General features: G+C 69.2%; 25 protein-coding genes and 2 pseudogenes. 17 read left to right on the forward strand and 10 right to left on the reverse strand.

The features are described from left to right. Positions 1-167: 167 nt before the first annotated feature. Positions 168-1,052, forward strand: coding sequence for a winged helix-turn-helix domain-containing protein (locus tag STRTUCAR8_RS15560; RefSeq protein WP_006376730.1), 885 nt, complete (start codon positions 168-170; stop codon positions 1,050-1,052). 42 nt (positions 1,053-1,094) lie between these two features. On the opposite strand, the gene STRTUCAR8_RS15565 is transcribed toward STRTUCAR8_RS15560, so the two are convergent. Further along, a complete protein-coding gene (locus STRTUCAR8_RS15565; protein WP_006376758.1) occupies positions 1,095-1,283 on the reverse strand; it encodes a hypothetical protein in 189 nt (62 codons plus the stop codon). Positions 1,284-1,460: 177 nt separating this feature from the next. Between STRTUCAR8_RS15565 and STRTUCAR8_RS15570 the strand changes: the two genes are divergently transcribed. Both STRTUCAR8_RS15570 and STRTUCAR8_RS15575 read left to right on the forward strand, forming a co-directional pair. After that, a complete protein-coding gene (locus STRTUCAR8_RS15570; protein WP_078507209.1) occupies positions 1,461-2,339 on the forward strand; it encodes a GntR family transcriptional regulator in 879 nt (292 codons plus the stop codon). Next, positions 2,288-3,103 carry an HAD family hydrolase gene (locus STRTUCAR8_RS15575; protein ID WP_078507210.1) on the forward strand — a complete coding sequence of 272 codons (816 nt, stop codon included), beginning with the start codon at positions 2,288-2,290 and terminating at the stop codon, positions 3,101-3,103. The genes STRTUCAR8_RS15570 and STRTUCAR8_RS15575 overlap by 52 nt, the downstream gene beginning before the upstream one ends. Here the strand turns inward: STRTUCAR8_RS15575 and STRTUCAR8_RS15580 are convergent. Beyond that, positions 3,094-3,276: a hypothetical protein gene (locus tag STRTUCAR8_RS15580; RefSeq protein WP_006376707.1), complete on the reverse strand. Its 183-nt coding sequence runs from the start codon at positions 3,274-3,276 to the stop codon at positions 3,094-3,096. The two genes, STRTUCAR8_RS15575 and STRTUCAR8_RS15580, sit on opposite strands and share 10 nt — an antisense overlap. A gap of 175 nt (positions 3,277-3,451) precedes the next feature. Between STRTUCAR8_RS15580 and STRTUCAR8_RS15585 the strand changes: the two genes are divergently transcribed. Continuing rightward, the gene (locus tag STRTUCAR8_RS15585) at positions 3,452-4,471 is read left to right on the forward strand and encodes a GntR family transcriptional regulator (protein WP_006376755.1); all 1,020 of its coding nucleotides are present in this window, start codon (positions 3,452-3,454) and stop codon (positions 4,469-4,471) included. Positions 4,472-4,587: 116 nt separating this feature from the next. On the opposite strand, the pseudogene STRTUCAR8_RS55360 reads toward STRTUCAR8_RS15585, so the two are convergent. Beyond that, positions 4,588-5,223 (reverse strand): annotated as a pseudogene (locus STRTUCAR8_RS55360) (HAD family hydrolase); the annotation flags it as partial. Between the two features lie 269 nt (positions 5,224-5,492). On the opposite strand from STRTUCAR8_RS55360, the gene STRTUCAR8_RS15595 reads away from it, so the two are divergent. The 5 genes from STRTUCAR8_RS15595 to STRTUCAR8_RS15615 all read left to right on the forward strand — a co-directional run bounded on the left by STRTUCAR8_RS15595 (position 5,493) and on the right by STRTUCAR8_RS15615 (position 12,415). Continuing rightward, positions 5,493-6,626 (forward strand): phosphotransferase, encoded by a 1,134-nt coding sequence (locus STRTUCAR8_RS15595; RefSeq protein ID WP_006376740.1) that lies wholly within the window; start codon positions 5,493-5,495, stop codon positions 6,624-6,626. Between the two features lie 89 nt (positions 6,627-6,715). Next, entirely contained in the window at positions 6,716-8,905 is a 2,190-nt protein-coding gene (locus STRTUCAR8_RS15600) for an aminoglycoside phosphotransferase family protein (RefSeq protein ID WP_234372654.1), read from the forward strand. 80 nt (positions 8,906-8,985) lie between these two features. Then, a complete protein-coding gene (locus STRTUCAR8_RS15605) occupies positions 8,986-9,636 on the forward strand; it encodes a TetR family transcriptional regulator (RefSeq protein WP_044472271.1) in 651 nt (216 codons plus the stop codon). A gap of 41 nt (positions 9,637-9,677) precedes the next feature. After that, positions 9,678-11,768: a HelD family protein gene (locus STRTUCAR8_RS15610; protein WP_006376712.1), complete on the forward strand. Its 2,091-nt coding sequence runs from the start codon at positions 9,678-9,680 to the stop codon at positions 11,766-11,768. A 47-nt stretch (positions 11,769-11,815) separates the two neighbouring features. Next, positions 11,816-12,415, forward strand: coding sequence for an HAD domain-containing protein (locus STRTUCAR8_RS15615; protein ID WP_006376759.1), 600 nt, complete (start codon positions 11,816-11,818; stop codon positions 12,413-12,415). Positions 12,416-12,433: 18 nt separating this feature from the next. On the opposite strand, the gene STRTUCAR8_RS15620 is transcribed toward STRTUCAR8_RS15615, so the two are convergent. The 3 genes from STRTUCAR8_RS15620 to STRTUCAR8_RS15630 form a co-directional block, all read right to left on the reverse strand. Beyond that, positions 12,434-14,854 (reverse strand): ATP-binding cassette domain-containing protein, encoded by a 2,421-nt coding sequence (locus tag STRTUCAR8_RS15620; protein ID WP_006376738.1) that lies wholly within the window; start codon positions 14,852-14,854, stop codon positions 12,434-12,436. A gap of 117 nt (positions 14,855-14,971) precedes the next feature. Further along, positions 14,972-15,382, reverse strand: coding sequence for a VOC family protein (locus STRTUCAR8_RS15625; RefSeq protein ID WP_006376710.1), 411 nt, complete (start codon positions 15,380-15,382; stop codon positions 14,972-14,974). Positions 15,383-15,392: 10 nt separating this feature from the next. After that, positions 15,393-15,902, reverse strand: a complete 510-nt coding sequence (locus STRTUCAR8_RS15630) for a helix-turn-helix transcriptional regulator (protein ID WP_006376706.1) — start codon at positions 15,900-15,902, stop codon at positions 15,393-15,395. A gap of 230 nt (positions 15,903-16,132) precedes the next feature. On the opposite strand from STRTUCAR8_RS15630, the gene rox reads away from it, so the two are divergent. Both rox and STRTUCAR8_RS15640 read left to right on the forward strand, forming a co-directional pair. Next, on the forward strand, positions 16,133-17,623 hold the full coding sequence (gene rox, locus STRTUCAR8_RS15635) for a rifampin monooxygenase (protein WP_006376748.1): 1,491 nt from the start codon (positions 16,133-16,135) through the stop codon (positions 17,621-17,623). 171 nt (positions 17,624-17,794) lie between these two features. After that, positions 17,795-18,463, forward strand: a complete 669-nt coding sequence (locus tag STRTUCAR8_RS15640) for an enoyl-CoA hydratase-related protein (protein ID WP_006376715.1) — start codon at positions 17,795-17,797, stop codon at positions 18,461-18,463. A 17-nt stretch (positions 18,464-18,480) separates the two neighbouring features. Here the strand turns inward: STRTUCAR8_RS15640 and STRTUCAR8_RS15645 are convergent, their stop codons facing one another. Together STRTUCAR8_RS15645 and STRTUCAR8_RS15650 are read right to left on the reverse strand one after the other, a co-directional pair. Next, complete coding sequence (locus STRTUCAR8_RS15645) at positions 18,481-19,080, reverse strand: TetR/AcrR family transcriptional regulator (protein WP_006376735.1); 600 nt, start codon at positions 19,078-19,080, stop codon at positions 18,481-18,483. Then, complete coding sequence (locus tag STRTUCAR8_RS15650; RefSeq protein ID WP_086025760.1) at positions 19,077-19,529, reverse strand: nuclear transport factor 2 family protein; 453 nt, start codon at positions 19,527-19,529, stop codon at positions 19,077-19,079. The genes STRTUCAR8_RS15645 and STRTUCAR8_RS15650 overlap by 4 nt, the downstream gene beginning before the upstream one ends. A gap of 189 nt (positions 19,530-19,718) precedes the next feature. Here STRTUCAR8_RS15650 and STRTUCAR8_RS15655 point away from each other — a divergent pair, with 189 nt between their 5' ends. After that, a complete protein-coding gene (locus STRTUCAR8_RS15655; protein WP_006376714.1) occupies positions 19,719-20,090 on the forward strand; it encodes a VOC family protein in 372 nt (123 codons plus the stop codon). Positions 20,091-20,352: 262 nt separating this feature from the next. Here STRTUCAR8_RS15655 and STRTUCAR8_RS15660 read toward each other — a convergent pair whose 3' ends face one another. After that, positions 20,353-20,853 (reverse strand): NUDIX domain-containing protein, encoded by a 501-nt coding sequence (locus tag STRTUCAR8_RS15660; RefSeq protein WP_006376749.1) that lies wholly within the window; start codon positions 20,851-20,853, stop codon positions 20,353-20,355. Further along, on the reverse strand, positions 20,846-21,574 hold the full coding sequence (locus tag STRTUCAR8_RS15665) for a hypothetical protein (protein ID WP_006376705.1): 729 nt from the start codon (positions 21,572-21,574) through the stop codon (positions 20,846-20,848). Before STRTUCAR8_RS15665 ends, STRTUCAR8_RS15660 begins: the two co-directional genes overlap by 8 nt. 331 nt (positions 21,575-21,905) lie before the next feature. Between STRTUCAR8_RS15665 and STRTUCAR8_RS15670 the strand changes: the two genes are divergently transcribed. The 5 genes and pseudogenes from STRTUCAR8_RS15670 to STRTUCAR8_RS15690 form a co-directional block, all read left to right on the forward strand. Next, positions 21,906-22,694 (forward strand): VOC family protein, encoded by a 789-nt coding sequence (locus STRTUCAR8_RS15670; protein WP_006376723.1) that lies wholly within the window; start codon positions 21,906-21,908, stop codon positions 22,692-22,694. A gap of 290 nt (positions 22,695-22,984) precedes the next feature. Beyond that, positions 22,985-23,152: a hypothetical protein gene (locus STRTUCAR8_RS15675; protein ID WP_158697406.1), complete on the forward strand. Its 168-nt coding sequence runs from the start codon at positions 22,985-22,987 to the stop codon at positions 23,150-23,152. A 225-nt stretch (positions 23,153-23,377) separates the two neighbouring features. Then, the gene (locus tag STRTUCAR8_RS15680; RefSeq protein WP_044472270.1) at positions 23,378-23,761 is read left to right on the forward strand and encodes a glycine cleavage system protein H; all 384 of its coding nucleotides are present in this window, start codon (positions 23,378-23,380) and stop codon (positions 23,759-23,761) included. Continuing rightward, positions 23,674-24,333: a hypothetical protein gene (locus tag STRTUCAR8_RS15685; protein WP_241784689.1), complete on the forward strand. Its 660-nt coding sequence runs from the start codon at positions 23,674-23,676 to the stop codon at positions 24,331-24,333. The genes STRTUCAR8_RS15680 and STRTUCAR8_RS15685 overlap by 88 nt, the downstream gene beginning before the upstream one ends. A 39-nt stretch (positions 24,334-24,372) precedes the next feature. Beyond that, positions 24,373-24,867: pseudogene (locus STRTUCAR8_RS15690) on the forward strand (serine/threonine protein kinase); the annotation flags it as partial.

The following is a 24,867-nucleotide window of genomic DNA, read 5'->3' on the forward strand; positions in this document are numbered from 1 at the left end:
CTCCAGGCTCCCCTCCGGAAGAGAGTTCGGTCGCCAACCTGTGGAAGGTTTCACCATGTTGTAGAAGTTGGTCACCAACTTCACTGTACTTATCTCCACTTGGGGGCGTCTCATAACCACCTTCACTTGAACTGCACAAAGATGGCAAGAAGTTGTAGTGTTTGGTTGTGGAGCCTCAGACGTCACACCGTGACGTGGCCAACGCCCTGCGCACCCGGATCAGGTCCGGTGAGCTGCGGCCGGGTCAGCGCATGCCCACCCAGGCCAGGCTCGCCCAGGAGTTCGGCGTCGAGCGCGGTGCCGTACGGGAGGCGCTGCGCATCCTGCACACGGAGCGGTTGCTGACCAACGTCAGCAAGGGGAGTCCGGCGACGGTCGCGACCACTCCCGGACCGGCGCCGACCGGCCCCGCCGCCCTGCCGCTGCCTACCACCGTCGCCCTCGCGCCCCGGATCGCCGAGGCCTTCGCGGTACCGCACGTGAAGATCGACGCCCTCTGTCTGACGTCCGTCTCGCTCACCCTCGCCATCGGGGAACCGCTGCGCCAGATCCACGCCGGACGGCTGAATCCGGCCAGGATCGACGTCCGGGTGCTGCTGCCGAGCCGGGACATCGACCTCGCGTTCCCGGCGCCGGTGGAGCTGGCGGACGGTTCCCCGGCCGGGGCATCGGCCACCGGTCGGCTGCAGCGCCGCTGGCTGACCCACCGCAACGCCCAGGGGCAGGTGCTCCGGCACAACCTGCTGGCCCTGCGCGGCACGCACGGTGTCGACGTGCGCGTCTCCTTCCGGGCCCTGCCGTTCACGCCACCGGTGAAGCTGTACCTGCTCAACGGGGCGGAGGCGCTCTTCGCGTACTACACGCTGAAGCGGCGCGAGGCGGAGATCGACCACGAGCAGGTGGAGATGTACGACGCCGAGGGCGTCCGGTCGATGCTGTTCGCGTTCGAGCGTGGCGCCGGCCTGCGCGACACGACGTTCGTGGAGCAGTCACACCTGTGGTTCGACGCACTGTGGGAGACGATCAGTTCGGAGCTGGTGCTCACGGACTGAGGTCTCCCACGACCGCTGACTCTGAATCCGGCTCTGGCACTGTCACAGGGCGGGCCCCGTGACCAGCAGGGCGAGCACGACGGCTCCGATGGAGCTGATGGTCGGGTTTCTGGCCTTGATGCCGATGGTGAGCAGCGTCAGACCGACGACGCCGGAGGTCCCGTACTGCCAGCTGACGAACTGCTGGAAGCCGGTGATGAAGACGGCGGCGAGGAGAGCGATGGCGGGCATGGTGGTTCCTCCTTCAGGGCGTGTCCGGAGCGGTGTCGCAGAGATGGCAGACAGGAGGCGGAACTTCTGCCAACTTCACCAAGTTGGTAACCAACTCTGATTAAGTTGTCCCCACTTGGGCACTACTCATAAACAACTTTCGAACAACTCCCCAAAGATGGGTTGGAGTTGTAGCGTTTGGTCGTGACTCAGGAGAACGGGACAGTGAACGGCAGCAGAAGACAGTCGCCCCAGGAGATCGCAACCGCCCTGCGTGACCGCATCCGCACCGGCGATCTGCGCCCCGGCGACCGCCTGCCCACCCAGGCGGACCTGGCCGAGGAGTTCGGCGTCGAGCGCGGTGCCGTACGCGAGGCGCTGCGCATCCTGCACGCCGAGCAACTGCTCACCAACGGCGGCAAGGGCAGCCCGCCGCGCGTCGCCGAGGCGCTCCCGCCCCGGGAGGGCCCCCAGCCGACGATGGTCGGGCTGGCGCCGCGACTGACGGAGGCGTTCTCGGCCCCGCACGTCCGGGTCGACGCCGCCTGCCTGACCGCGGAGAGCCTGATGCTGGCCGTCGGGGAATCGGTCCGGCTGATCCACGAGGGCCGCATCCGCCCGAAGTCGATCGACGTACGCGTCCTGCTGCCGTCCCGGGACATCGCGCTGGCCTTCCCGGTGCCTGTCGAGGGCCGCACCGAGGACGACTCCGTCCACCAGCGCTGGCTGGCCCAGCGCAACGCCCAGGGCCATGTGCTCCGGCACAACCTGCTGGCCCTGCGCTCGTCGCACGGCATCGACGTACACGTGACGTTCCGGGCACTGCCGTTCACCCCGCCGGTGAAGCTGTACCTGCTCAACGGGACGGAGGCGCTGATCGCGTACTACATGATCGCCCGCCGCGAGGAGCCGATGGAGAGCGGGACGCTGGACATGTACGACGCCCTGGGCGCCGAGTCCCTGCTCTTCCCGTTCGGCAAGGGCGCGGGCGAACGGGACACGGCGTTCGTCGAGCAATCCCAGAAGTGGTTCGACGCCCTCTGGGAAACCATCACGACGGACCTGACACTCTCCTAGTGACCTCTGATGCGACACAGACCCATGCGACACAGCCCCGACAGGCGACCGCCAAGGACGATTCCGTGACCGAGAACCTGCGGGAAGTGATCGCTCGTGCACGCTTCGTGCTCTGGGACTTCGACGGACCCGTCTGCCGTCTGTTCGCGGGCCATTCGGCGGAAGTGGTGGCGGTCGAACTCGTCGAGTGGCTCGAAGGGCGGGGCCTGCACGGTCTGCTGACGGAGACGGAGCGCGAGTCCCTGGATCCGCACGTCGTGCTCCGCGCCGTCGACCGCAGGCACCCCGGGAGCGACCTGGTGGACGAGTTGGAGAAACGTCTCACCCAGGAGGAACTCCGGGCCGCGTCCCTGGCGATGCCCACTCCGTACGCGGACCCGTTGATCCGTACCTGGACGGCGGTGGGCTCCCGGCTCGCGGTCGCCACGAACAACTCCCCGCTCGTCGTCCGCGAATATCTGGCCGGCCGCGGACTCACCTCGTGCTTCGCCCCGCACGTCTACGGCCGCACACAGGAACTCCGCTACCTGAAGCCCCACCCGCACTGTCTCAACCGCGCGCTGAACGCGATGGGGGCGGCGCCGTCGTCCGCCCTCATGATCGGCGACACTCCCTCGGACTACCTCGCCGCGAAGGAGGCGGGTGTTCCGTTCCTCGGCTACGCGCGTAACGGGCACAAGGAGAAGCTGCTGCGGGACGCGGGTGCCGGGACGGTGGTGGGCTCGCTGGAACCCCTGCTGAGGGTCCTCCGAGGTCAGGCCTGAGTCATCAGCAGGGTGAACACCACGGCCGCGCCGACGGCCAGGCCGTTGTGGCGCGCCCTGATTCCGACGAATATCGCGCTCAGCAGGATCAGGCCGGTGAGCCCGAGCCGTAGTTGTGCCAGCGTGCTCAGCAAGAACTGGCATAACGCCCAGAGCACTTGAAGAAGAAGCATGTCCCCCACCCGCACCTTCCGCAGCGGTCAATCACGCAACTTGCCGTCCAATTGGACTGGTTGCCTTCGGGATTGGTCTTCCCGGGTGTGGAGATCCCTTAACTTCCCTGGTCAACAGCTTGGTTGGTTGACGCAAATTGGTGTGGCGGCGGTCTGGAAGAGGTACGGTCGATGTGTGGGTGAGCAACAGGACAGTCAGCGTGCCACCGAGGGCGGCGGCAGGGAGTTCGAGCGGATCCTCGCCGAACTCCTCGGCCGTATGTCCGTCATCGACGGGGAACCCGCGGTCTACGCACTGGGATCCCTGCTGCCTCCGCAGCGTGAACTCGCCCAGGAGTTCGGGGTGTCGCGCGACACCGTCCAGCGGGTGCTGCGCGAGCTCACCAGGGAGGGGCTGATCGATTCCCGGCAGGGCAGTGGCTCCCGGGTGATCGCCGTGCCGGAGCCCGGGCGGGCGGGCGGTGCGCAACCGGGCGGCGCGCAACCGGTGGGCGCGGTACGGATGGCGCGGCCCGGTCGTACGACGCTGGCCCCGCACATACGCGAGGCGTTCACGAAGCCCCAAGTCACCCTGGACGTCTTCACGTTGACGTCCGAGTCCCTCCAGGGCCACATCTGGCTCCAGGCGGAACGGATCAGGACCAGGGAGATCGCCGCCCCGCGGAGCATCACCCTGCGCATGCTGCTGCCCACCGACGATCTGCCGCTGCCGTATCCCCGGGCCGTGGGCGACACGGCCGACACCCGCCCCGTGGACCGGCTCCGGGCCATCACCAACCGGCACGCGACCTCGCTGCGGCACGTGCTGGGCATGCTGCGGGCGGAAGGGCTGGTGGAGAACGTCGAGGTGGAGATCCGGCGGGTACCGATCGCCCCGGTGTTCAAGCTCTATCTGCTCAACGGCACTGACGCGCTGCACGGAATGTACGAGGTGACCGAGCGTCCCATCGTGCTGGAGGACGAGACGAAACCCCTTGCGGCGATCGACGTCATCGGTATCGGAGCCACCCTCATGCACTACGTGCGTGGCGAGGCGGGTCCGGATTCCGGCAATCCGGATTCCGGAAACCCGGAATCCGGCGGCCCTGATTCCGGCCGTACCGATTCCGGTGGTCCCGAATCCCCGGGATCGGTGTTCGTGGAAAGTATGCAGTCATGGTTCGACTCGGTCTGGAAATACCTCGCGACGGACTGATCGCCCGCGAGCTGTTCCATCGCGCTGATGACCGGCGTGTGTGAGGCGACCACGAAATCGGCTCCCCGGCGCAGCATTTCACGGGCCCGGTCGTCGTGCGGTGTGAATCCGAGAAAGCGTATTCCCGCTTTTTCGGCGGCGGCCAGATCCGTCAACTGATCGCCGATCAGCAGGGTTTGCGCGGGCTTCGGATCACCGAGCAGTCGTAACGCCCGCAGGATCGAATCCGGATGGGGTTTCATCAGCCGGGGATCGTGTGGATCGCGGCCGCAGACCGCTGTGAAATGCCTCAGCAGGCCGACGCGTTCCAGGTGTTCCCTTACGGGGCCTTCCGCATTGTTGCTCACGATCGCCAGGGGCTTTTCGAAGGCGTGCAGCGTTCTGACGAGAAGGCCGGCGGCGGCTGTCTCCGCGGCTGAACGCACCGCGGTGTACTCGTACTTCTCGACGATCTCGTCCGCCCAGTCGAGCGGACCGTCGAGCGCGGGTGCGTGCCGGTCCGCCATCGCGGCGAGCCGCAGGAGGACGCCGTGCGAGTCGTCGCAGTCCCGGACGTCAGCGTCCAGTCCGGTTCGCGGCCACACCCGGGCCGCCCGCGCCTTGACCTCGGCGGCGATGTGCGCGGTGGAGGCTCCGCCGAACAGGTCACAGACCGGGCCGTCGAAGTCGATCAGTACCGCGTGCGTGTCGCGCAGCAGGGCACGCAGCCGGTGCGGGTCCTGGGCGCGGGGGTCACCGGGGGCGCCACTCATGAGTCTCCTCGTTCGTCGGAAGGTACGGCGGGCGCGCACCTGGCGCTCAATCGCCCGGTGCGGTCGGGAGAATCGCTTCTGGCAACATGCTGAATCACGGAGGAGTACCGTGCATCACTCCTCCACCACGGCTGTGGGCGCTGCGGGTTCAGTGGTGCACAACCGTGGGTGTGGGGCACGAGGGGCGCCATGAACGGGCCCCAGGGGTTCCGGTGGGGCGAACCGGGTCATCCCAGGTCCTCACGGGTCCTCAGGCAAGAGAGCGGGCGATGTCAGCCGAACGAGTGTCTCCGGCTCCGGAGCGAGCCGCCGTCGCGGGCCGCACGGGTGCCACCGAACCGGCCGACGGTGATGTGCGTGTGGTCGAGGAGACGCTCCAGGGCTACCACCATGTGACGCACGTGATCCCGCTTCCCGGGGTGGCCGCGGACGGCCGCCGACTGCGCGGCAAGGTGCGCGAGCCGCGCAGCAACCTGCTCTGGTTCGACCGGCGTTGCTTCGTCTCGGAGGAACAGCTGCTGGCGGACCTCCAGGGGCGCGTCCGCCAGATTCCCGAGCTCATCACGGCCGGGGACATGCGGCTCCAGCGGTTCATCGAGGGCCGCACGCTGGGCGCGCGCCATCGCTCGGGCCAGAAGGTTCCGGACGAGCTGGTGGACCAGATCCTCGTACTCTTCGGGCAGTTGCTCGCCATCACGGCGGAGACGCTCGGCACGAAACGCCGGTGCGAGCCCGAGGACCGGGCCGTGGACCCCGACAGTTCGGAATTCCTGGAACGGCTCGTCGCCTTCGCCGAGGAGCGTGTCTACCGGGACAACCTGAAGGATTTCGCGTCCCTCTTCCATGCGCTCGGTGTCGACGCGGACTCCTTCAAAAAGCTCAGAAAGAACGTTTCTGACCTGACCGAACGCCCGTTCTGCCTGCTCCATGCCGACCTCCACAGGGAAAACCTCGTCCTGGACCCCGACGGCCGGCTCTGGACCATCGACTGGGAGCTGGCGATGTTCGGCGACCCGCTCTACGACCTGGCGACCCATCTGTACCTGATGCGGTATCCGGAGGCGCAGCAGAACTCCCTGGCCGAGCGCTGGAGTTCACTCGCCGAGGACATCAGGCCGGGCAGCGCGAAAAACTGGGAACGGGACCTCCCGAAAATCATGGACTTCAAACGGGCGCAATCCGTGTTCACGGATTCCATCCGGGCCACCCAGATTCTGGTATCCGGTAAGAGGTTCAACTGGGCGCAGCTCTATCGCGAGGCCTCGAAAGTGAACAAGGCTCTGCTCGGTGCGGCGGAACCCCTGGGGCTCGCGGACGTACCGACTATTCGGGATGTCATGAAAGCGCTTGTGCGCTGGCACTGGGAACGTGGTGGGCGGAAAAGGGAAATCCCCTTCTCCTGAGCTCGTTCGAGTGACTTCGGCATCATGGTGCTCACGAGTGGTCTATCGTCAGTGGCCCCTCGTTCGAAGCGCTGAGCACAGGACTTCCATTGGGCGCACATTCAGCCCGGCAGCCCACCGTGTACCGCCAGTTCGTGGAACTGGCCCGTAACACCGGGACGCTGTACAACGGGCAACACAATGCGAACTTCGTTCTCCCTCTCAACCCGGAAATGGCCCGGCTCGTCCCCCTCGCGGAGGGGACGGAGGTCATGGTCCGGATACCCAGGCTCGACGTGCCGAGCGTGACGGTCAAGACCTGGCCGTGCGAGGAGGCCGCGATCCTCGTCGCCATCAGAGACTTCGTGCGGGGTGCGCCGACATGCCTGATGGAGGACTGGGGGCAGTCCGAGCTGTACACCTTCGTGCCGGGCGAGCCGCTGTCCGCGTTCTCCCATGACGGCTCCGCCGTCGACGCGGAGTGGATCGCGGCGATGGCCGGCGTACTGGCGCGGCTGGCGCTGGTCCCCCGCGACGCCCTGCCCCGCCTGCCCGCCAACTGGCCGCAGGACGGCGACAGTCGGGCCTTCCTGAAGCACCTCGCCGGTCTCACCGACCGGGACGTCCGGCAGCACAACATGCCGGAGTACGGCCTCCTGTTCCGGGCGCTGGGTGTCCCCGAGGACGGTCTGACGACGCTGGCCGCCCGGCTGCCCGACATGACCTCCCGGCCGTACAGCCTGCTGCACGCCGATCTGCACCGCGGCAACGTGGTCATCCCGTTCGCCGGCGACCCCCTGGTGCTCGTCGTCGACTGGGAACTCGCCACGTACGGCGATCCGTTGCACGATCTCGCCGTCCACCTGATCCGCTCGCGCTACCCCGAGTGGCAGGAGAAGGAGGTGATCGACACCTGGGAGGAGATGATGCTGCGGACGAGCCCCGAGTCGGTACGTGGGTTGCACGAGGACCTGCCCCACTACCTCGCCTTCGAGCGGGCCCAGTCCGTGTACCCCGACGTGATCCGCGCGGCGCGCGACCTGCGGCAGTCGCCCGACCGGCAGCACCTCACGGACGCCGTGCGGCAGGTGCACCGGGCCCTGACGGTCGCCGCCGGGCCGCTCGCCATGAGGGACGTTCCGGACCCGGAGGAAATCGCCGCCGTACTGCTCCGGTGGACGCTCTTCGCGCCCGGTGAGGAGATCGGTGGCGGCCGCGCGACGGAGTCCGTCGACTGGCGGCCGGGTCGGGGCCACCCCTACCGGGACGACTTCAGCGACGCCCAGGTCGGTGACGCGCTCCTCGCCGAGCGTTCGGTGCCGGCGCGCGCCGTGCGCAGGGGCACCGCGTACGTCAACTCCGTGGTGCGGGTGCCGGGCCGGCTCACCCCGGTCGTCGTGCGCCGGCGGATCGAGGACCGGCAGATCGAGGGCCGCTGTCCCCGGCGTGAACAGGGCGTGCTGCCCGAGCACCTGGTGCTCCGGCAGATCGAGCGCGCGACGACCGGTGTGGCGGTGCCGCGGCTGCTGGCCCTGGGCGAGGACGGTGACCGGGGGACTGCCTTCGCGGTGCACACGTACGTCGGTCAGGGCGACGGCGGTGCACCGCCCGAGCACCCGGTGGACGGCCTCAGGCCGAACGAGGCCGACGACCTGGTCGACCAGCTGTGCGCACTCACCAGCGTCGACTACCTCGGCCTCGACCCGATGGCCACCGCCTGGGGCTTCTACGAGCGGATGACGGATCGACTCGTACGCATGGTCGAGTCGCTGCCGGAGAGGTCGCGCCACCTCGCCGAGGAGTACGGCCTGCCCGGCCCCGGACGCCTTCGCCGCATCCTGTCCCGCTACCAGGTCACCCCGCGCACCCCGACCCTCCTGCACGGCGATCTGCATCCCTGGAACCTCGTACGCCTGAACGAGGAAAGGTTCGCTCTGGCCCTGGTCGACTGGGAGCTGGCGATGGTGGGGGATCCGCTGTACGACCTGATCCGCCACCACCACCTCACCCGGTCCCGGCCGGTCGTGCGGCACCGCATGCTGACCCGCTGGGAGCGGAGCCTGCCGGTGCACTACACCCGGGACTGGCGGCGCGACCGGCTCACCTACGAACGCCTGGAGGCCGTCCGCTCGGCGTACGTCGACCTGGACCGCCTGGTCACCCGCACCGACCTGGAGGCGCCCAACGTCGACCGGGCGGTGGCGTCGATCAGACAGACCCTGGACGCCGCGCTGACCGGGCTCAACCTGGGGACCGGGCCGATGGCGAACCCTTATCTGCGGCGCGCGTTGCCCGGCTAGGCCACGGCTGGGCCAGGCCCTGGTGGCGCCCGCGCCCGCACGTTTCCGGTGCGGGCGCGGTGGTGCGTACCCTCGCTCCCATGGCAGGAACCGGGCTGCGCGAGCTCAAGAAGCAGCAGACATACCAGAACGTGTCCGACGTCGCGATCGGGCTCTTCCTCGCGAAGGGCTTCGACGCGGTCTCCGTCGCGGAGGTCGCCGCGGCGGCCGGGATCTCCAAGCCGACGCTGTTCCGGTACTTCCCGGCCAAGGAGGACCTCGTCCTGCACCGCTTCGCGGACCACGAGGACGAGGCGGCCCGGGTGGTGCGGGCGGCCGAGCCCGGTGCGTCGCCGGTCGACGCACTCCGTAGGCACTTTCTCGACGGGCTGAGCCGCGAGGACCCGGTCACCGGTCTCAACGGCGCCCCGGCGGTGCTTGCCTTCCACCGGCTGCTCTACGGCACCCCGTCGCTGGTCGCACGGGCGTACGAGTACCAGCAGAGGTCCGAGGCCGTACTCGCCGCCACCCTCGGCGACACCCTGGCGGCCCGGCTCGCCGCCGGCCAGATCGTCGCCGTACAGCGGATTCTCGCGCAGGAGAACTGGCGGCGGATCGCGGCGGGGGAGGCGGTGGAGGCGGTGCGGGGTGACGCGGTCGCCGCGGCGGAGGAGGCCTTCGGGCAGCTGGAGGCGGTGCTGCCGTGGCTCCGCTCGGCAGCGGTGTCGGATGTGAGCAACGCGACCGGGTAAAATATGTAACCCGGTTACGTTATTTCGGTAGGCTGGCTGGAATGACGCCACCCGACTCGCCGCTCCACGACTCCCTGCGCCGCGAACGTGCCCATCACGACATCTGCCGTGCCGCCCTCGCCGCGATGATCGACGGTGCCCGGGAACACGTCGTCACCGGCGCGGACGTCTCCGCCTCCGGGGCGGACGCGGAGGTGCTCGGGTACCAGCTGCGCAGCAAGGCGAAGGAACTGGGCGAACTGCCCGAAGGGCCCCTGTTCTTCGGCCGGTTGGACTTCGCCGGTGGCGACCGGGGCGGCGATCACAGCGGCGCGAACTACCATGTCGGGCGCCTGCGCATCAGCGAGCACCCGACGCGCCCGCCGCTCGTCGTGGACTGGCGTGCCCCCGTCTCCCGGGCCTTCTACCAGGCGAGCGCCCGCGACCCGCAGGGCGTGGCCGTACGCCGCCGGTTCGGCTGGGCACCCGGCAGTACGGGCGACTCCGCCGACCTCACCGGCCTGGAGGACGAGCATCTGGACGAGGGTGCGGTGGAAGCGGGCGCGGCGGAAGTCGGCCCAGGCGAAGTGGAGTTGGCGGGCGGCGCGGACGGTCTGGTCGCGCGGGAGATCGCGCGCCCCCGGGTCGGACCCATGCGGGACATCGCCGCGACGATCCAGCCCGAACAGGACGACCTCGTACGGGCGGGCCTCGGCGTCTCCGTGTGCGTACAGGGCGCCCCCGGCACCGGCAAGACCGCCGTCGGGCTGCACCGGGCCGCCTACCTCCTCTACACCTACCCCGGGCGCGTCCAGCGCGGCGGCCTGTTGATCCTCGGACCCAACCGCACGTTCCTCTCGTACATCTCGGAGGTGTTGCCCGCTCTCGGTGAGACGGGCGTCCGGCAGTCGACGGTCACGGACGAGATCGCGGGCCATCCGGTGCGCGCCGAGGACGACGAACAGGCCGCCGTCGTGAAACACGACGCGCGGATGGCGGAGGTGCTGCGCCGGGCACTGTACGCACGCGTGGCGACCGAGGAGGTCATGGGCCGCGCCAACTCCCTTGAGGTGAAGGATGATTCGTACCGCTGGCGGATCCCGGCGGCCGAACTGGCGCGGATCGTGGCGGGCGTACGGGCCGAGGAACCGCCGTACGCCGTGGGGCGCGAGCGCGTACGGACCCGGATCGTGAACCGCGTCCAGCGGGAGGCGGAACGGCGGGCGGGGCCGCAGACGGGTGCCTGGGTGCGGCGCGTCGAGCGGGCGCGGCCGATCGGGGCGTACGTGGAGGCGGTGTGGCCGAGGGTGCGTCCGGCGGAGGTGGTGGCCGAACTCCTGGCGGACGAGGGGGCGTTGGCGCGTGCCGCCGAGGGGCTCCTGGGTGAGGAGGAACAGCGGGCGGTGCACTGGGCGCGCCCGCCGAGGTCGTGGAAGTCGGCACGCTGGTCGGCCGCCGACCTGGTCCTCCTCGACGAGGTCGCCGGCCTCATCGAGCACCCCGAGGGATACGGTCATGTCGTGATCGACGAGGCGCAGGACCTCTCCCCGATGGAGTGCAGGGCGATCGCACGCCGGGTGCCGTACGGCTCGCTGACGGTCCTGGGCGATCTGGCACAGGGCACCACACCGTGGGCGGCACGGGCATGGGAACCCCTCCTCGCCCACCTGGGCAAACCCGACGCCACGGTGATCCCGCTGACCGTCGGATTCCGGGTCCCGCGCACGGTGGTCGCCTTCGCCAACCGGCTCCTGGCCCACCTGGACGTACCGGTACCACCCGCCCGATCTCTGCGCGGCGACGGGGAGTTGAGGGTGGTGGAGACGGCCGACATCGCCGGGGAGGTGCTGGCCGCGGTACGCCGGGCGCTGGCCGGGGAAGGCTCGGTGGGGGTCGTGGCGGCGGAGGGCGAGGTGGCCGGGGTACGGGAGGCGCTGGGTGCGGCGGGAGTGACGCTGAGCGGGGGAAGGGTCGCGGTGTTGCCGGCGAAGGCGGTGAAGGGCCTGGAGTGGGACCACGTGGTCGTGATCGAACCGGCGGCGATCGTGGAAGCCGAGGGCACGACAGGCCGGGGACTGCACCGGCTGTACGTGGTGCTGACCCGGGCGGTGTCACGGCTGGAGGTCGTGCATGAGCGGGCGTTGCCGTTTTGAAGGGGGGAGTGGTGGGCTGTGGACCGGCCGAAGAGGCGTTAGGGGCGGTGACTCACGGACCGTCGGAGCCGGGGACCGCAGGGCGCCCGCTTCTCTTCCTGGACGTCGACGGGCCGCTCATCCCGTTCGGCGGCACACGGGAGCAGTATCCGGCCGGCTATCCGACGTACCGGCCGGTCGGGCGCCTGCGACTCCCGGCGACCGAGACCAACCCCTTGCTGCCCCGGATCGATCCCACCCTCGGGCCCCGACTGGCCGCGCTGGCCTGCGAGTTGGTGTGGGCCACGACCTGGACGGGCGAGGCGAACGAGTGCGTCTCCCCGTGGCTGGGCCTGCCCGCTCTCCCGGTGGTGAACTGGCCGGAGCCGGACGCCGACGACACGCCTGGCCCGCCTGGCCCGCCCGGCGTGCACTGGAAGACCCGCCCGCTCGTCGAGTGGGCGGCCGGGCGGGCCTTCGTCTGGCTCGATGACGAGGTCAGCGATGCCGACCGGCGCTGGGTGGCCGAACATCACCCGGGCCGCGCCCTGTTGCACCGGGTCGACCCCCGACATGCCCTCCGGGAGGCGGACTTCGGGATCGTCGAGGAGTGGCTCCAGCTCCAGCCGAGTAGGACGGTAACTGCCGTGATCTACAAGGACAGTTAGACGTCCTGGGCCCCCGGATCAGGCCCCCACGTACCCCGCCAGATGCTCCCCCGTGAGCGTGTTCCGGGCCGCCACCAGGTCCGCCGGAGTCCCCTCGAAGACGATGCGGCCCCCGTCGTGGCCCGCGCCGGGGCCCAGATCGATGATCCAGTCGGCGTGGGCCATGACCGCCTGGTGGTGCTCGACGACGATGACCGACTTGCCCGAGTCGACGAGCCGGTCGAGCAGGCTGAGCAGGTGTTCGACGTCGGCGAGGTGGAGGCCGGTGGTCGGTTCGTCGAGGACGTAGACGCCGCCCTTGTCGCCCATGTGCGTGGCCAGCTTGAGGCGTTGGCGTTCGCCGCCCGACAGGGTGGTGAGGGGCTGGCCGAGGCTGAGGTAGCCGAGGCCGACGTCCGCGAGCCGGTCGAGGACGCGGTGCGCGGCCGGCGTACGGGCGTCGCCCGCGCCGAAGAACTCCTCCGCCTCCGTCACCGACATGGCCAGCACCTCGCTGATGTCCCGCCCGCCGAGACGGTATTCGAGGACCGCCGCCTGGAACCGCTTGCCTTCGCAGTCCTCGCAGGTCGTCGCCACCCCCGCCATCATCGCCAGGTCGGTGTAGATGACCCCGGCGCCGTTGCAGGTGGGGCAGGCGCCCTCGGAGTTGGCGCTGAACAGCGCCGGCTTAACCCCGTTGGCCTTGGCGAACGCCGTACGGATCGGGTCGAGCAGCCCGGTGTACGTCGCCGGGTTGCTCCGCCGGGAGCCGCGGATCGGCGTCTGGTCGACCGCGACCACACCCCCGTCGACGGCACCCCGCGTCTCGACCAGCGACCCGTGGATGAGCGAGCTCTTGCCGGACCCGGCGACCCCGGTCACGACACACAGCACCCCGAGCGGGATGTCCACGTCGACGCCCTGGAGGTTGTGCTTCGTCGCGCCGCGGATCGGCAGGGTGCCGGTGGGCTTGCGTACCGTCTCGGGCGCCTTGAGGGTGGCCCGGTCGTCGAAGTGGCGGCCGGTGACCGTGCCGCCGGTTCGCAGCCCCTCCACCGTGCCCTCGAAACAGACGGTGCCGCCCGCCGTACCGGCACCGGGACCCAGGTCGACGACGTGGTCGGCGATCGCGATCACCTCGGGCTTGTGCTCCACGACCAGCACCGTGTTGCCCTTGTCGCGCAGCCGCAGCAGCAGGTTGTTCATGCGCTGGATGTCATGCGGGTGCAGGCCGATCGTCGGCTCGTCGAACACGTACGTGATGTCGGTGAGGGCCGAACCGAGGTGGCGGATCATCTTGACGCGCTGCGCCTCGCCGCCCGACAGGGTGCCCGAGGCGCGGTCGAGCGCGAGATAGCCGAGCCCGATCTCCACGAACGAGTCGAGGGTGTGCTGGAGCGCGGTGAGCAGCGGCGCCACCGAGGAGTCCGTCAGCCCGCGGACCCACTCGGCCAGGTCCCGGATCTCCATCGCGCAGGCGTCACCGATGCTGATCTTGCCGATCTTCGACGACCGGGCGCCCTCACTCAGCCGGGTGCCCTCGCAGTCGGGGCAGGTGGCGAAGGCGACCGCCCGCTCCACGAACGCCCGGATGTGCGGCTGCAGTGCCTCCTTGTCCTTGGAGAGGAACGACTTCTGGATCTTGGGGATCAGGCCCTCGTAGGTGAGGTTGACGCCGTTGACCTTGATCTTCGTCGGCTCGCCGTAGAGGAAGTCCCGCATCTCCTTCTTGGTGAAGTCGCGGATCGGCTTGTTCGGGTCGAGGAAGCCCGACTGGGCGTAGAGCTGCACGGTCCACTGGCTGTCCGACTTCCAGCCGGGGATGGTGAACGCGCCCTCGGCGATCGACCTGGAGTCGTCGTAGAGCTGGGTGAGGTCGATGTCGGAGACGGCGCCCCGGCCCTCGCAGCGCGTGCACATACCGCCGGTGCGGTTGAAGGTCGCCTTGACGGTCTTCGTCTTCTCGGCGCCGCGTTCGACGGTGATCCCGCCGCTCGCCCGGACCGAGGCCGTGTTGAAGGAGTACGCGCTCGGCGGCCCGATGTGCGGCTTCCCCAGCCGGCTGAACAGGATGCGCAGCATCGCGTTCGCGTCGGTGGCGGTGCCGACCGTGGAGCGCGGGTCGGCACCGAGCCGCTGCTGGTCGACGATGATCGCCGTCGTCAGCCCCTCGAGTACGTCGACCTCCGGCCGCGCCAGCGTCGGCATGAACCCCTGGACGAACGCGCTGTACGTCTCGTTGATCAGCCGCTGCGACTCCGCCGCGATCGTGTCGAACACCAGCGAACTCTTGCCCGAACCGGAGACGCCGGTGAACACCGTCAGCCGACGCTTCGGCAGCTCGATGCTGACGTCCTTGAGATTGTTCTCGCGCGCGCCGTGCACACGGATCAGATCGTGGGTGTCGGCACCGTGGGGCTCGGCGGGCGGCTGCGAGTCCGACCTCGGGGTCCTGCTCATCGGGTCTCCGTCTCCATCTGTTCCGGCTGTACGGTCCGTACCGCTGTTCCGTACCGCTGTTCCGTCTGTTGGGGCGGGTCTTCCAGGGGCTGACGCGGGCTGCTCCCGAAGGCCTGGTCAGCCCTTCGGCTTCTGCGAGATCCGTACCAGGTTGCCCGAGGGGTCGCGGAACGCGCAGTCGCGCGGGCCCCACGGCTGGTCCATCGGCTCCTGGAGAACCTCGGCGCCCGAGGCCCGTACCTTCTCGAACATGCCATCGAGATCGTCGGTGCGGAAGACGAACATCGGCATGACGCCCTTGGTGAGCAGTTCCTGAAGGGCGTCGCCGTCGGCCGCGGAACGGCCCGCGTGCGGTTCGGAGAGGACGATTTCGAGGTCCGGCTGCGCGGGGCTGCCGAGGGTGACCCAGCGGTGTTCGCCGGATGCGACGTCGTTGCGGACCTCGAAGCCGAGTGCGTCGCGGTAGAAGGCGAGCGCCTCGTCGGGGTCGTTGACGGTGATGTGGCAGTAGTGCAGTGCGATGTCCATGCCGACAACGCTAGGCGGCGGCCGTGCGGCCCGCTTCTCGAATCCTGCTCGGTACGTTCCCGGTGTCCCCGGCCGGTGTGCCGGTGGTCGCGGCGCCGGTGCTCGACGCCTCCGTACCCGGCCCGTTCCGGCTCGGCCGGGTCTGCACCTTCGCCACGCAGGCGGGCATCGCCGTGACGGCCTCGTGCTCGCGCCCGCGGTACGCGCTCGGCGTCTGACCGACGATCTCGGTGAACCGTGAGCTGAACGAACCCAGCGAGGTACAGCCGACGGTCATGCACGCGTCGGTCACGCTCATACCGGCGCGGAGCAGCGTCATCGCGCGTTCGATCCGGCGGGTCATGAGGTAGCTGTACGGCGTCTCGCCGTAGGCCGCGCGGAACCGCCGTGAGAAGTGTGCCGGTGACATCAGCGCGTGCCTGGCCATCGTCGGGACGTCGAGCGGACGCGCGTACTCCCGGTCGATGAGATCCCGGGCCCGACGCAGATGCGCGAGGTTGGCGAGCTCCTGCGGGTCCATTCCGCGACCGTACCACCGGGGTACGGAGCCGGTCCCGAAGAGGAAAAGCCGAACGAAAAGGCAAGGAGGTCGTCCAGCACTCCTTGCCACTATCAAGCTATAGCGCAGTGGGGGGCTTGCGGCAAGACCCCCGTCGTGCCGCAGAATCGTCGGCCGAGGCGGCCCGGACCTGCGGAAATGGCGGGGATCGCGGGCATCGCGGTGATCGAGGGCTGCCGAAATGGGGGTTCATGATGGACACGGATTCCAAGGTGGACATGGGTTTCCAGGGTTTCCAGGCGGACGTGATCGTGGCCGGCGCCGGACCCACCGGCCTGATGCTGGCCGCCGAGCTGCGGCTGCACGGCGTACGCGTGGTCGTGCTGGAGAGGGACGCCGAGCCGACGCCGGTCGTCCGCTCGCTCGGTATGCACGTACGCAGCATCGAGGTGATGGACCAGCGGGGCCTGCTGGAGCGGTTCCTCGCCCACGGCAAGCAGTATCCGGTCGGCGGTGGATTCTTCGCCGCGATCGAGAAGCCCGCGCCCGACCGGCTGGACACCGCGCATCCCTACGTACTCGGTATCCCGCAGACCGTCACCGACCGGCTGCTGTACGAGCACGCCGTCGAGGTCGGCGTCGAGATCCGGCGTTCCCGCGAGCTGGTCGGGCTCAGCCAGGACGAGGACGGGGTGACCGCCGAGCTGGCCGACGGCACCCGGCTGCGCTCGCGCTTCCTGGTCGGCTGCGACGGCGGCCGCAGCACCGTACGCAAGCTCCTCGGCGTCGGTTTCCCGGGCGAACCCACCCGCCAGGAGGCGCTGTTGGGGGAGATGAAGGTGGGCGTACCGCAGGAGACGGTGGCCGCCGTGGTGGCCGAGGTCCGCAGGACGGAGAAGTGGTTCGGCCTCGGGCCCATGGGCGGCGAGGGGATGTACCGCGTGGTCGTGCCCGCCGACGGGGTGACCGAGGACCGCTCGGTCCCGCCGACCCTCGACGAGGTCAAGCGGCAGCTGCGGGCGTACGCCGGTACCGACTTCGGTGTGCACTCCGCGCACTGGATCTCCCGCTTCGGCGACGGCACCCGGCTGGCCGAGCGCTACCGCACCGGCCGCGTACTGCTGGCCGGCGACGCGGCGCACATCCATCCGCCGGTCGGCGGACAGGGGCTGAACCTCGGCATCCAGGACGCGTTCAACCTCGGCTGGAAACTGGCCGCCGAGATCAACGGCTGGGCACCGGAGGGGCTGCTGGACAGCTACCACACCGAACGGCACGAGGTGGCCGCCGACGTATTGGACAGCACCCGCGCGCAGACGCTGCTGATGGCCTCCGAGCCGGGTCCGCGGTCCGTACGTCGACTGCTGTCGGAGTTGATGGACTTCGAGGACGTGAAGCGGCACCTGATCGAGAAGCTCGTCGGGATCGGCATCCGCTACGACTTCGGCGAGGGCCACGACCTCCTCGGCCGGCGCATGCGGGACGTGACGCTGAAACAGGGACGCCTCTACGAGCGGACGCGCGCCGGCCGGGGCCTGCTCCTCGACCCTGCGGGCCGCCTCTCGGTGACCGGCTGGGCGGACCGGGTCGACCATGTCGTCGACACCGGCGAGGAACTGGTCGAACTCGACGTGCCCGCCGCACTGCTGCGGCCTGACGGGTACGTGGCGTGGGTCGGGGAGGACCAGCGGGAGCTGCAGGGCCAGCTGTCCAGGTGGTTCGGCGCCGCCGCCGGGGGATGAGCGGGCAATGAGCGGGCACGGCCCTGCTGTCGACTCTGCCGTCGGCCACGCCGTCGGCCCTTGCCGTTCCGTGGCGCACCCCATAAGTTACCGACAAGTAGGAAAGTAGCGAGTGGCAAGTAACAAGTAGTCAGATGGCTCAGCCGGACCACGCCCCCTGAGGAAGCCGCCATGCCCATGCTCGACCGCCAGGACAACGTCTTCGTTCTCGACCTCGGAGACGGGGAGAACCGTTTCCACCCCGACTGGCTCGCCTCCGTCGGTGCGGCGCTGGACGAGGTGGAGAAGGCCGAAGGGCCGCGCGCCCTGGTGACGGCGGCGACAGGAAAGTTCTACTCCAACGGCCTTGACCTGGAATGGCTGTTCGCGAACGCCGACCAGTACCAGGACTACGTCGTCTCCGTCCACGCCCTGTTCGCGCGGATGCTGTCCCTGCCCGTGATCACCGTGGCCGCCCTGCAGGGGCACACCTTCGCGGCGGGCGCGATGTTCTCCCTCGCCCATGACTTCCGCGTCATGCGCGCCGACCGGGGCTACTGGTGCCTGCCCGAGGCGGACATCGACATCCCCTTCACCCCCGGCATGGCGGCCCTCATCCAGGCCCGGCTGGCCCCGCAGACCGCGCACAGGGCCATGGTCACCGCCCACCGCTACGGCGGCACCGACGCCGCAGCCGTGGGCATCGTCGACCAGGCGGTCGCCGAGGACGCGGTCCGCAGTACGGCCGTGGAACTCGCCCAGGCCCAGGTCAACAAGGCCGGCGCGACCCTCGGCACCATCAAGGCCCGCATGTACGCGCCGGCGCTGACCACCTTGCGCGACGCCACCAACCTCGGCTGACAGCGCCGTACGGGACTTCAGTCACTGCTGTCGCTGTCGCTGTGGCTGTCTCTGTCGCGGTCTCGGCCTCTGACGTCGGGTGGGGCGGCGAGCCTGAGGAGCCAGGCGCCCCATTCCGCGTCGGCGCGGTGGTCGGGCAGTTCGAGCAGCGTGGACACGGTGAACACCAGCCCGGTGGCGAAGAACGTACGCACCTGCATCGCGTCCGCCCCCGTCAGGCGGGTGATGGCTTCCTGGAGTCGCAGCTGTCGCTCTCTGACCGCGTCCCGCACCGGCTCGTCGGCTGCCGCCGCGTAACCCTGAAGCATCACGAGGCCGATGGTGGGCTCGCGCTGCAGCAGGCGCCGGTAGGCGTCGCCGAGCCCGGTCAGCGTGGGCTCGGCATCGGTGAAGGCGACCTCGATCCGGTCGAAGGCGGCGTGGGTGACGTCGAGGAACAGGCTGCGCTTGGAGCCGAACATCTGCACGATGCGCGGGTGGGAGACACCGACCCGCGCGGCGATGGCCTCCAGACGGGTCCCGGCCAGGCCGTTCGCGGCGAACTCGGCGTCAGCGGCCCGCAAGATCTCCGCCCGCCGTTCACTCGCCGGCTTGCGCACGGCGACGGGCCTGCTCATGCCGGGGTCGCGGCCGGGGCGGGGGCGGCCTGGATCTGGTCGAGCACGCCCTTGAAGTCGTAGAGACACCGGTAGGCATGGATGAGGCCGTCCTCGCCGAGCTCCACCCGGTCGTCACCGTGGAACTCGACCCGGTGCCCTGTCCCCGCGAGGGTGCCGCCGAAGCGCCAGGCAACGAGCACGGCGCGGCGAGTGACCTCGCCGTACAGCCCCATCCGCGTGAAGGAGTAGTCCGGGAACATCTCCGCCATGTGGTTCACGAACTGACGGATGGAGTCGGGCCCGTACGCCGTCCCGCCGAGAGCGGGTTCGTCGTAGACGAGGTCGTCGGCACAGAGCGCCGCCACCGCGTCCCCGTCGTGATCGTTCCAGGCCTTCTCCCACCGAGCACAGAAGCCCTCGACGCCGGCGATGTCCGTGGCGGCCGTATCGGCCATGGTCGTAGTCATGCTTCTAACTTACAAGTTAGTAAGAACTTGATGCAACATGCAGGCATACATGACTTCGGATGCCGCTTCCCGGTCGTCCCGCCCCGGTAGGTCTGGGCAGGACGGGGATCTGACCGTAGGCAGCCGCCTCTAGGGTGTTCATCTCTAGGGTGTTCATCGCGGAAGTCCACCGATCGGCCCGGAGGCGCCATGTCCCTGCAGATGACGTTGGTTGCGATAACACTCGATTGCCCCGATCCGCTCGCTCTGGCCGCGTTCTATCAGCAGGCCACCAGCCTTGAACCGCATCCGAAGTCGGATGCCGACTTCGCGGGTCTCAACGGTGAGCACGGACTCCTCATCGGGTTTCAGCGCGTAGACGACTACCGGGCGCCGAGCTGGCCCGACCAGATCGTTCCTCAGCAGCTGCACATCTGCTTCAAGGTCGATGAGGAGTTGGAGGCGGCTGAGGTCCGGCTGCTGGAGCTGGGTGCGGGCAAGCCGGATCACCAGCCGCACGGGGACAAGGCGCGAGTCCTGACTGATCCGGCTGGGCATCCCTTCTGCATCGTCCCGCGCTGATCCGCGCATACGGACGCTGTGGCAGTCCGCCTTCGCATCTCACCCCAGTTCTGGGCAAGTACGCCAACAGCTCGATGCGCGAAGCAGTCCTGACCATCTTGATGAGAGCCCACACTGCCTGGCAGTGGTGCGAGGGCTCCTTTTCTGGGGGCGGACGCCGACGGAACTCGTCCCCGAACGGCCTCGCATGCTCCTGCCCGGCCATAGCGGGGCTGCGCCAGTACCCATCAACCAGGCGCCCATGTCCGCGAGGCGGGCGAGGTCAGGACCGCGCGCTCCGGAACGCGAGATACCGGCTGAAGGCTTCGTGGCTGTCGGGGGTGAAGCGCCACTCCGACAGGGCCGAGCCGAGTTCCGGCTCTGTCAGCCAGCCATGCCAGGCGACCTCATCGGGACTGGGGACCACGGCGTCCGGCACCACGGCTTCGTGCACACCGAGCCAATGAGGGCTCAAACCGCTGCGGTTGATGAACGTGAACAGCAAGCTGGGCAGCACGCGGATGCCCAGCTCTTCGGCCAGCTCCCGCGCGGCGGCGTTTTCATAGGACTCGCCGACGGCCACGGCGCCACCGACCACGACCTCATGGAGCCCAGGGAAGCGCGGCAACTCGTCCGATCGCCGGTGGACGAGGATCCGGCCACGCTCATCACGGCACACCGTCACGGCGACCCGGTGCAGCCAGCCCTCCCCGATGGCCTGGCGACGGCTGACCACCCCCAGCACGTGATCCTGACCGTCGACACGCTCCACCAGTTCATCCACGACGCACACCTTGGCGGAGCCCACTGCCAACGCTGGTGCTGTTGCCCAGCGGGTAGCCGATCTCAGCGATGTCCTTCGCCAGGGCGTCCATCGTGACCTGGGGATTCAAGGCCGTAACCACCTCGGTCGTCAGAGGGCGTAGTGCAAGCACGTGCTGAACGGCTGCGAGGGGCACCGGGATTTCGTAGTAGTCCTCGGCGAAGTGCTGGAACGCTTCCGGAGACCGGTCGGTCAGAAGTCCGAACAGGTCCTCGGAGCCGTCCGGATCGCGGGCACCGTCGTCAGGGAAATCGATTGTCCCCGCATTCCAAGCTCCATCGCCCACCTCCCGCCATGCGCAGGCGGTCACGATGGGCATCCCGTCCTCGTCGCTGAACGCGGGCTCCTCGACGCAGGAGCGGAAGACGTCCGGGACGTCGTCCAGCACGCCTGGCCACGGTCCGTCGTCGGCATAGGGACTCATGTGTGATTCGTGTGCGAAGCCACGGATGTAGGCACCGACGGCCGAGAAGACGACCGAGAACTCGTCGCCCGATCCGTCGCGCATCGAGGCCACCTCCTCCCCGGCGGACCAGTGCGCGTCGAAGGAGTAGTGCCGATCCACCCATTCCGGGCTGAGTATCGCTTCCAGCATCGCCATCGATCGGCAGTGATCGCGAAGCGCGGAAATCTCGGGCAGTTGCCGAGCAACATCGTGAATGGTCACGTCCGCATCCAACATCAGGGGTCTGACATCGATACTCGAAGCCGGGTTCCAGCGGTCGTGGCTCAGGGCCTGACTGACGTCCTGCGGTAGCGCAGGCTGCTCACCTGCTGGGCTGTCAGGTCGTGTCCTTTGCCAACGAACTCAGCTCGCCGGAGGCCGTCGACCTGCGGCGACTGAGTTGGATGGCAAGGATGACCGTCGGGCTGGGTTCGTGCTCTCGATTCCCCAGTCGGAACCGCGGACGACCTGGCGGGCAGTCAGGCTCCCTCCTTCGTGGTGGCGTGTCGGACGGTCGGCGCCGGTCGAAGACGAGAGGTTTGGGAGAGCCCTGATCGGAAGGACCGAGATGCCCGAAGTCACAGCCTCGCACTACCCACCCGGCACGCCCTGCTGGGTCGACCTGATGGCCCCTGACCAGCAGGCGGCCCTCGACTTCTACCGTGACCTGTTCGGCTGGAAGGGTGAGGTTGGCCCGCCCGAGTTCGGCGGGTACGCGGTGTGCACCCTGAACGGCAAGCCGGTGGCCGGGATCATGAAGGCCCAGCCGACGGTGGAGGGTGAACCGGTGCCGCCCTCGGCGTGGACCACCTACCTGGCCAGCACCGACGCGGACGCCACCGCCGCCGCGATCGCGGCGGCCGGAGGCACCGTGGTGTTCCCGGTGATGGACGTGGGCACCGTCGGCCGGATGCTGATGGCGGCCGACCCGACCGGCGCCGTCTTCGGCGTCTGGCAGCCCGTCGACTTCTGGGGCGCCGCCGTGGTCAACGAGCCCGGCGCGCTCACCTGGAACGAGCTGCACACCCCGGACCTGGCTACCGCCGGGACCTTTTACGAGGCGGTTGTGGGTCTCAGCTCCGCCCCGATGGAGGGCATGGATGACTACCACTCGATGAACGTCGGCGACCGCTCGGTCGGCGGCATGACCACGATGGGCAAGATGGCATCCCCCGGGATGCCGCCGCACTGGCTCACCTACTTCTCGGTGGACGACACCGACAGCACCGTGGACGCGCTGGTGCGGGCAGGCGGCACCGTACTGCAGCCACCGTTCGACATGGTCGCGGGCCGGATGTCGGTCGTGACCGACCCGCAGGGCGCCGTCTTCGCCCTGATCAAGGCCGTCCCGATGTAGGCGTCCAGACGGCAAGACCCCGCCCTCCCGGACTCCGGGCAGGCGGGGTCTCTTTTTGACGGACGGCGCATCCGGGGCGGGCGCGGCACGGCGCCGGCCGGTCGGCCACCGGTATCCGGCCGGATAGACCACGTGTCTGCCGCGCGGTCGTCCGAGCCCCGTACTGCGGCGCGTGACACCCGGACCGCATCAGAGGCGCCGCAGGGAAGCCCCTGCGTGTCAGCGGGTCCTGTTCAGCCGGGCGGAGGATGGTGCGGCACCCGGCGGTGAAGTTGTCGAACGTCCGCTCCATGTCGCTCTGGTCATTGGAGGACGTACTGCAACTGGCTCCGGAGCAGTTCGTCGCGGTCACGGCCGCCAGCGACTTCTGCGGCCCGGTCGCGTATCCGTCCGGACAGAAGCTCGATGGCCTTCGCGGCGAGCTCGGCAGTGTGGGCGATGCCGTAGGGGCCCTCTGACCTCTGACAGGCGACCTTGACGGTTTGACACTCGATCTTGACTGATGCCGGGTTGCTGCCACCTGACCGTGACCGGCGCGAAGGGTGTGCTGGACCGGGCCGGTTGACGGCTGTCCGGCGTGGCGGCCCCAGCGGCGCGTGCCAGGAGCCGCAGTTGCAGGAGACTGCCTCAGTGATCGAACGTCACGATGAGTCAACTCTGTGTAATGAGGAGTGGGAGAGCGCATGTCGGACATCCGCGAGGGCCTGAAGTACACGGCCGAGCACCTGTGGGTGCGCACGCTGGGCGACGGGTTGATGGAGGTCGGCATCACCGATCACGCCCAGAGGATGCTGGGCGACATCAACGACCTGGACCTGCCCCAGGCCGGTGCGCAGGTGAAGAAGGGGGAGAGCGCCGGATCGGTGGAGGCCAACAAGGGGGCCTGCGACTTCTACGCCCCGGTGAGCGGTGAGGTCGTCGCCGTCAACGCCCATGCCGCGCAGTCCCCGGGCGAGGTGCACGCAGACCCGTACGGGACGTGGCTGTTCAGGATCAAGCCGGTCGACAGTGCGGACACCGGGGACCTCCTGGACGCCGCCACCTACGAGAACGAGATGATCGGCTGACGCCGGGCCAGAAGCGCGAACGCGACGCGCCCGCTGCGCCGAACACAGAGGCGACTCCAGAGCGCGGCGCACACCCCGACCCGCAGGGTCAGGAGAAGGCCGCCGTCCGGGCCAAGGAGGCGCAGGAGACCCTCCAGACCAAGGTCGGCGAGTTCATCAACACGCTGGACGGCGACTTCAAGAAGCTCGGCTCCACCATCGACGCCGACCTGAAGAAGCTCGGCGAGAGCGCCCAGGACCTCGCCCTGCGCGGTGTCGGCGTCGCCGCCGAGTACGCCGTGAAGGCGCGGGAGACGTACGAGAAGGTCGCCGAGCACGGCGAGCAGGCCGTACGCACCTGGCGCGGCGAGGCCGCCGAGGAGATCGAGGAACTGGCGATCGCCGTCGAGCCGAACGCCGAGCCGGTCGAGGTCAAGGTGGCGACCGACGAGAAGATGCCCGCCCCGGCAGCGGCACCCACCCCGGCTCCCGTCGAGGCCAAGGCCGCGCCGGCCCCGGCCAGGAAGCCCGCCGCCAAGAAGGCTCCGGCCCGCAAGCCCGCCGCGAAGAAGACGACTCCGCCCACCAAGTAGGCAGAGCCGAACGGGTGAAACAGTAGGACAGGGACGGGGGAACTCGACGGGCTCGTCATGCGTTCCCTCGCCAAGGAGCCGGACGACCGTTTCCAGACCGCCGAGGAGATGCGCGGTCTCATCCAGTACGGCCTGCAGATGCTGTACGACCAGGGCAGCCACACCGGCACCTGGAACACCGGGCCCGTGGACATGCACGAGGGCCGGCACACCCCCTCGGGGGGCTTCGCCGGGACCGCGGTGATGAACCACCCCGGTGAGCAGGCCGGCACCACCCAGATCCCCCAGCAGATCCTGCCCGCCGGGTACGGCGGCGGGGACGACGGCGGTTTCGAGGGACACGGCAACCGGGGCGGCGGCCGGGGCAAGCTGTGGATACTGGCCTTCTTCGCCGTGATCGCCATCGCGGCGGGCGTCGCCCTCGCCGTCCAGAACGGCAAGGGCACGGGCGGCAGCACCGGCACCTCGGAGTCGCCGACCACCTCGCAGTCCCAGCAGACCGACGACTCCACGGCCAGCCCGACCGACGAGGCC

Origin of the sequence: Streptomyces turgidiscabies Car8 (genome assembly GCF_000331005.1) — a bacterium.
Taxonomy (GTDB): Bacteria; Actinomycetota; Actinomycetes; order Streptomycetales; family Streptomycetaceae; genus Streptomyces; species Streptomyces turgidiscabies.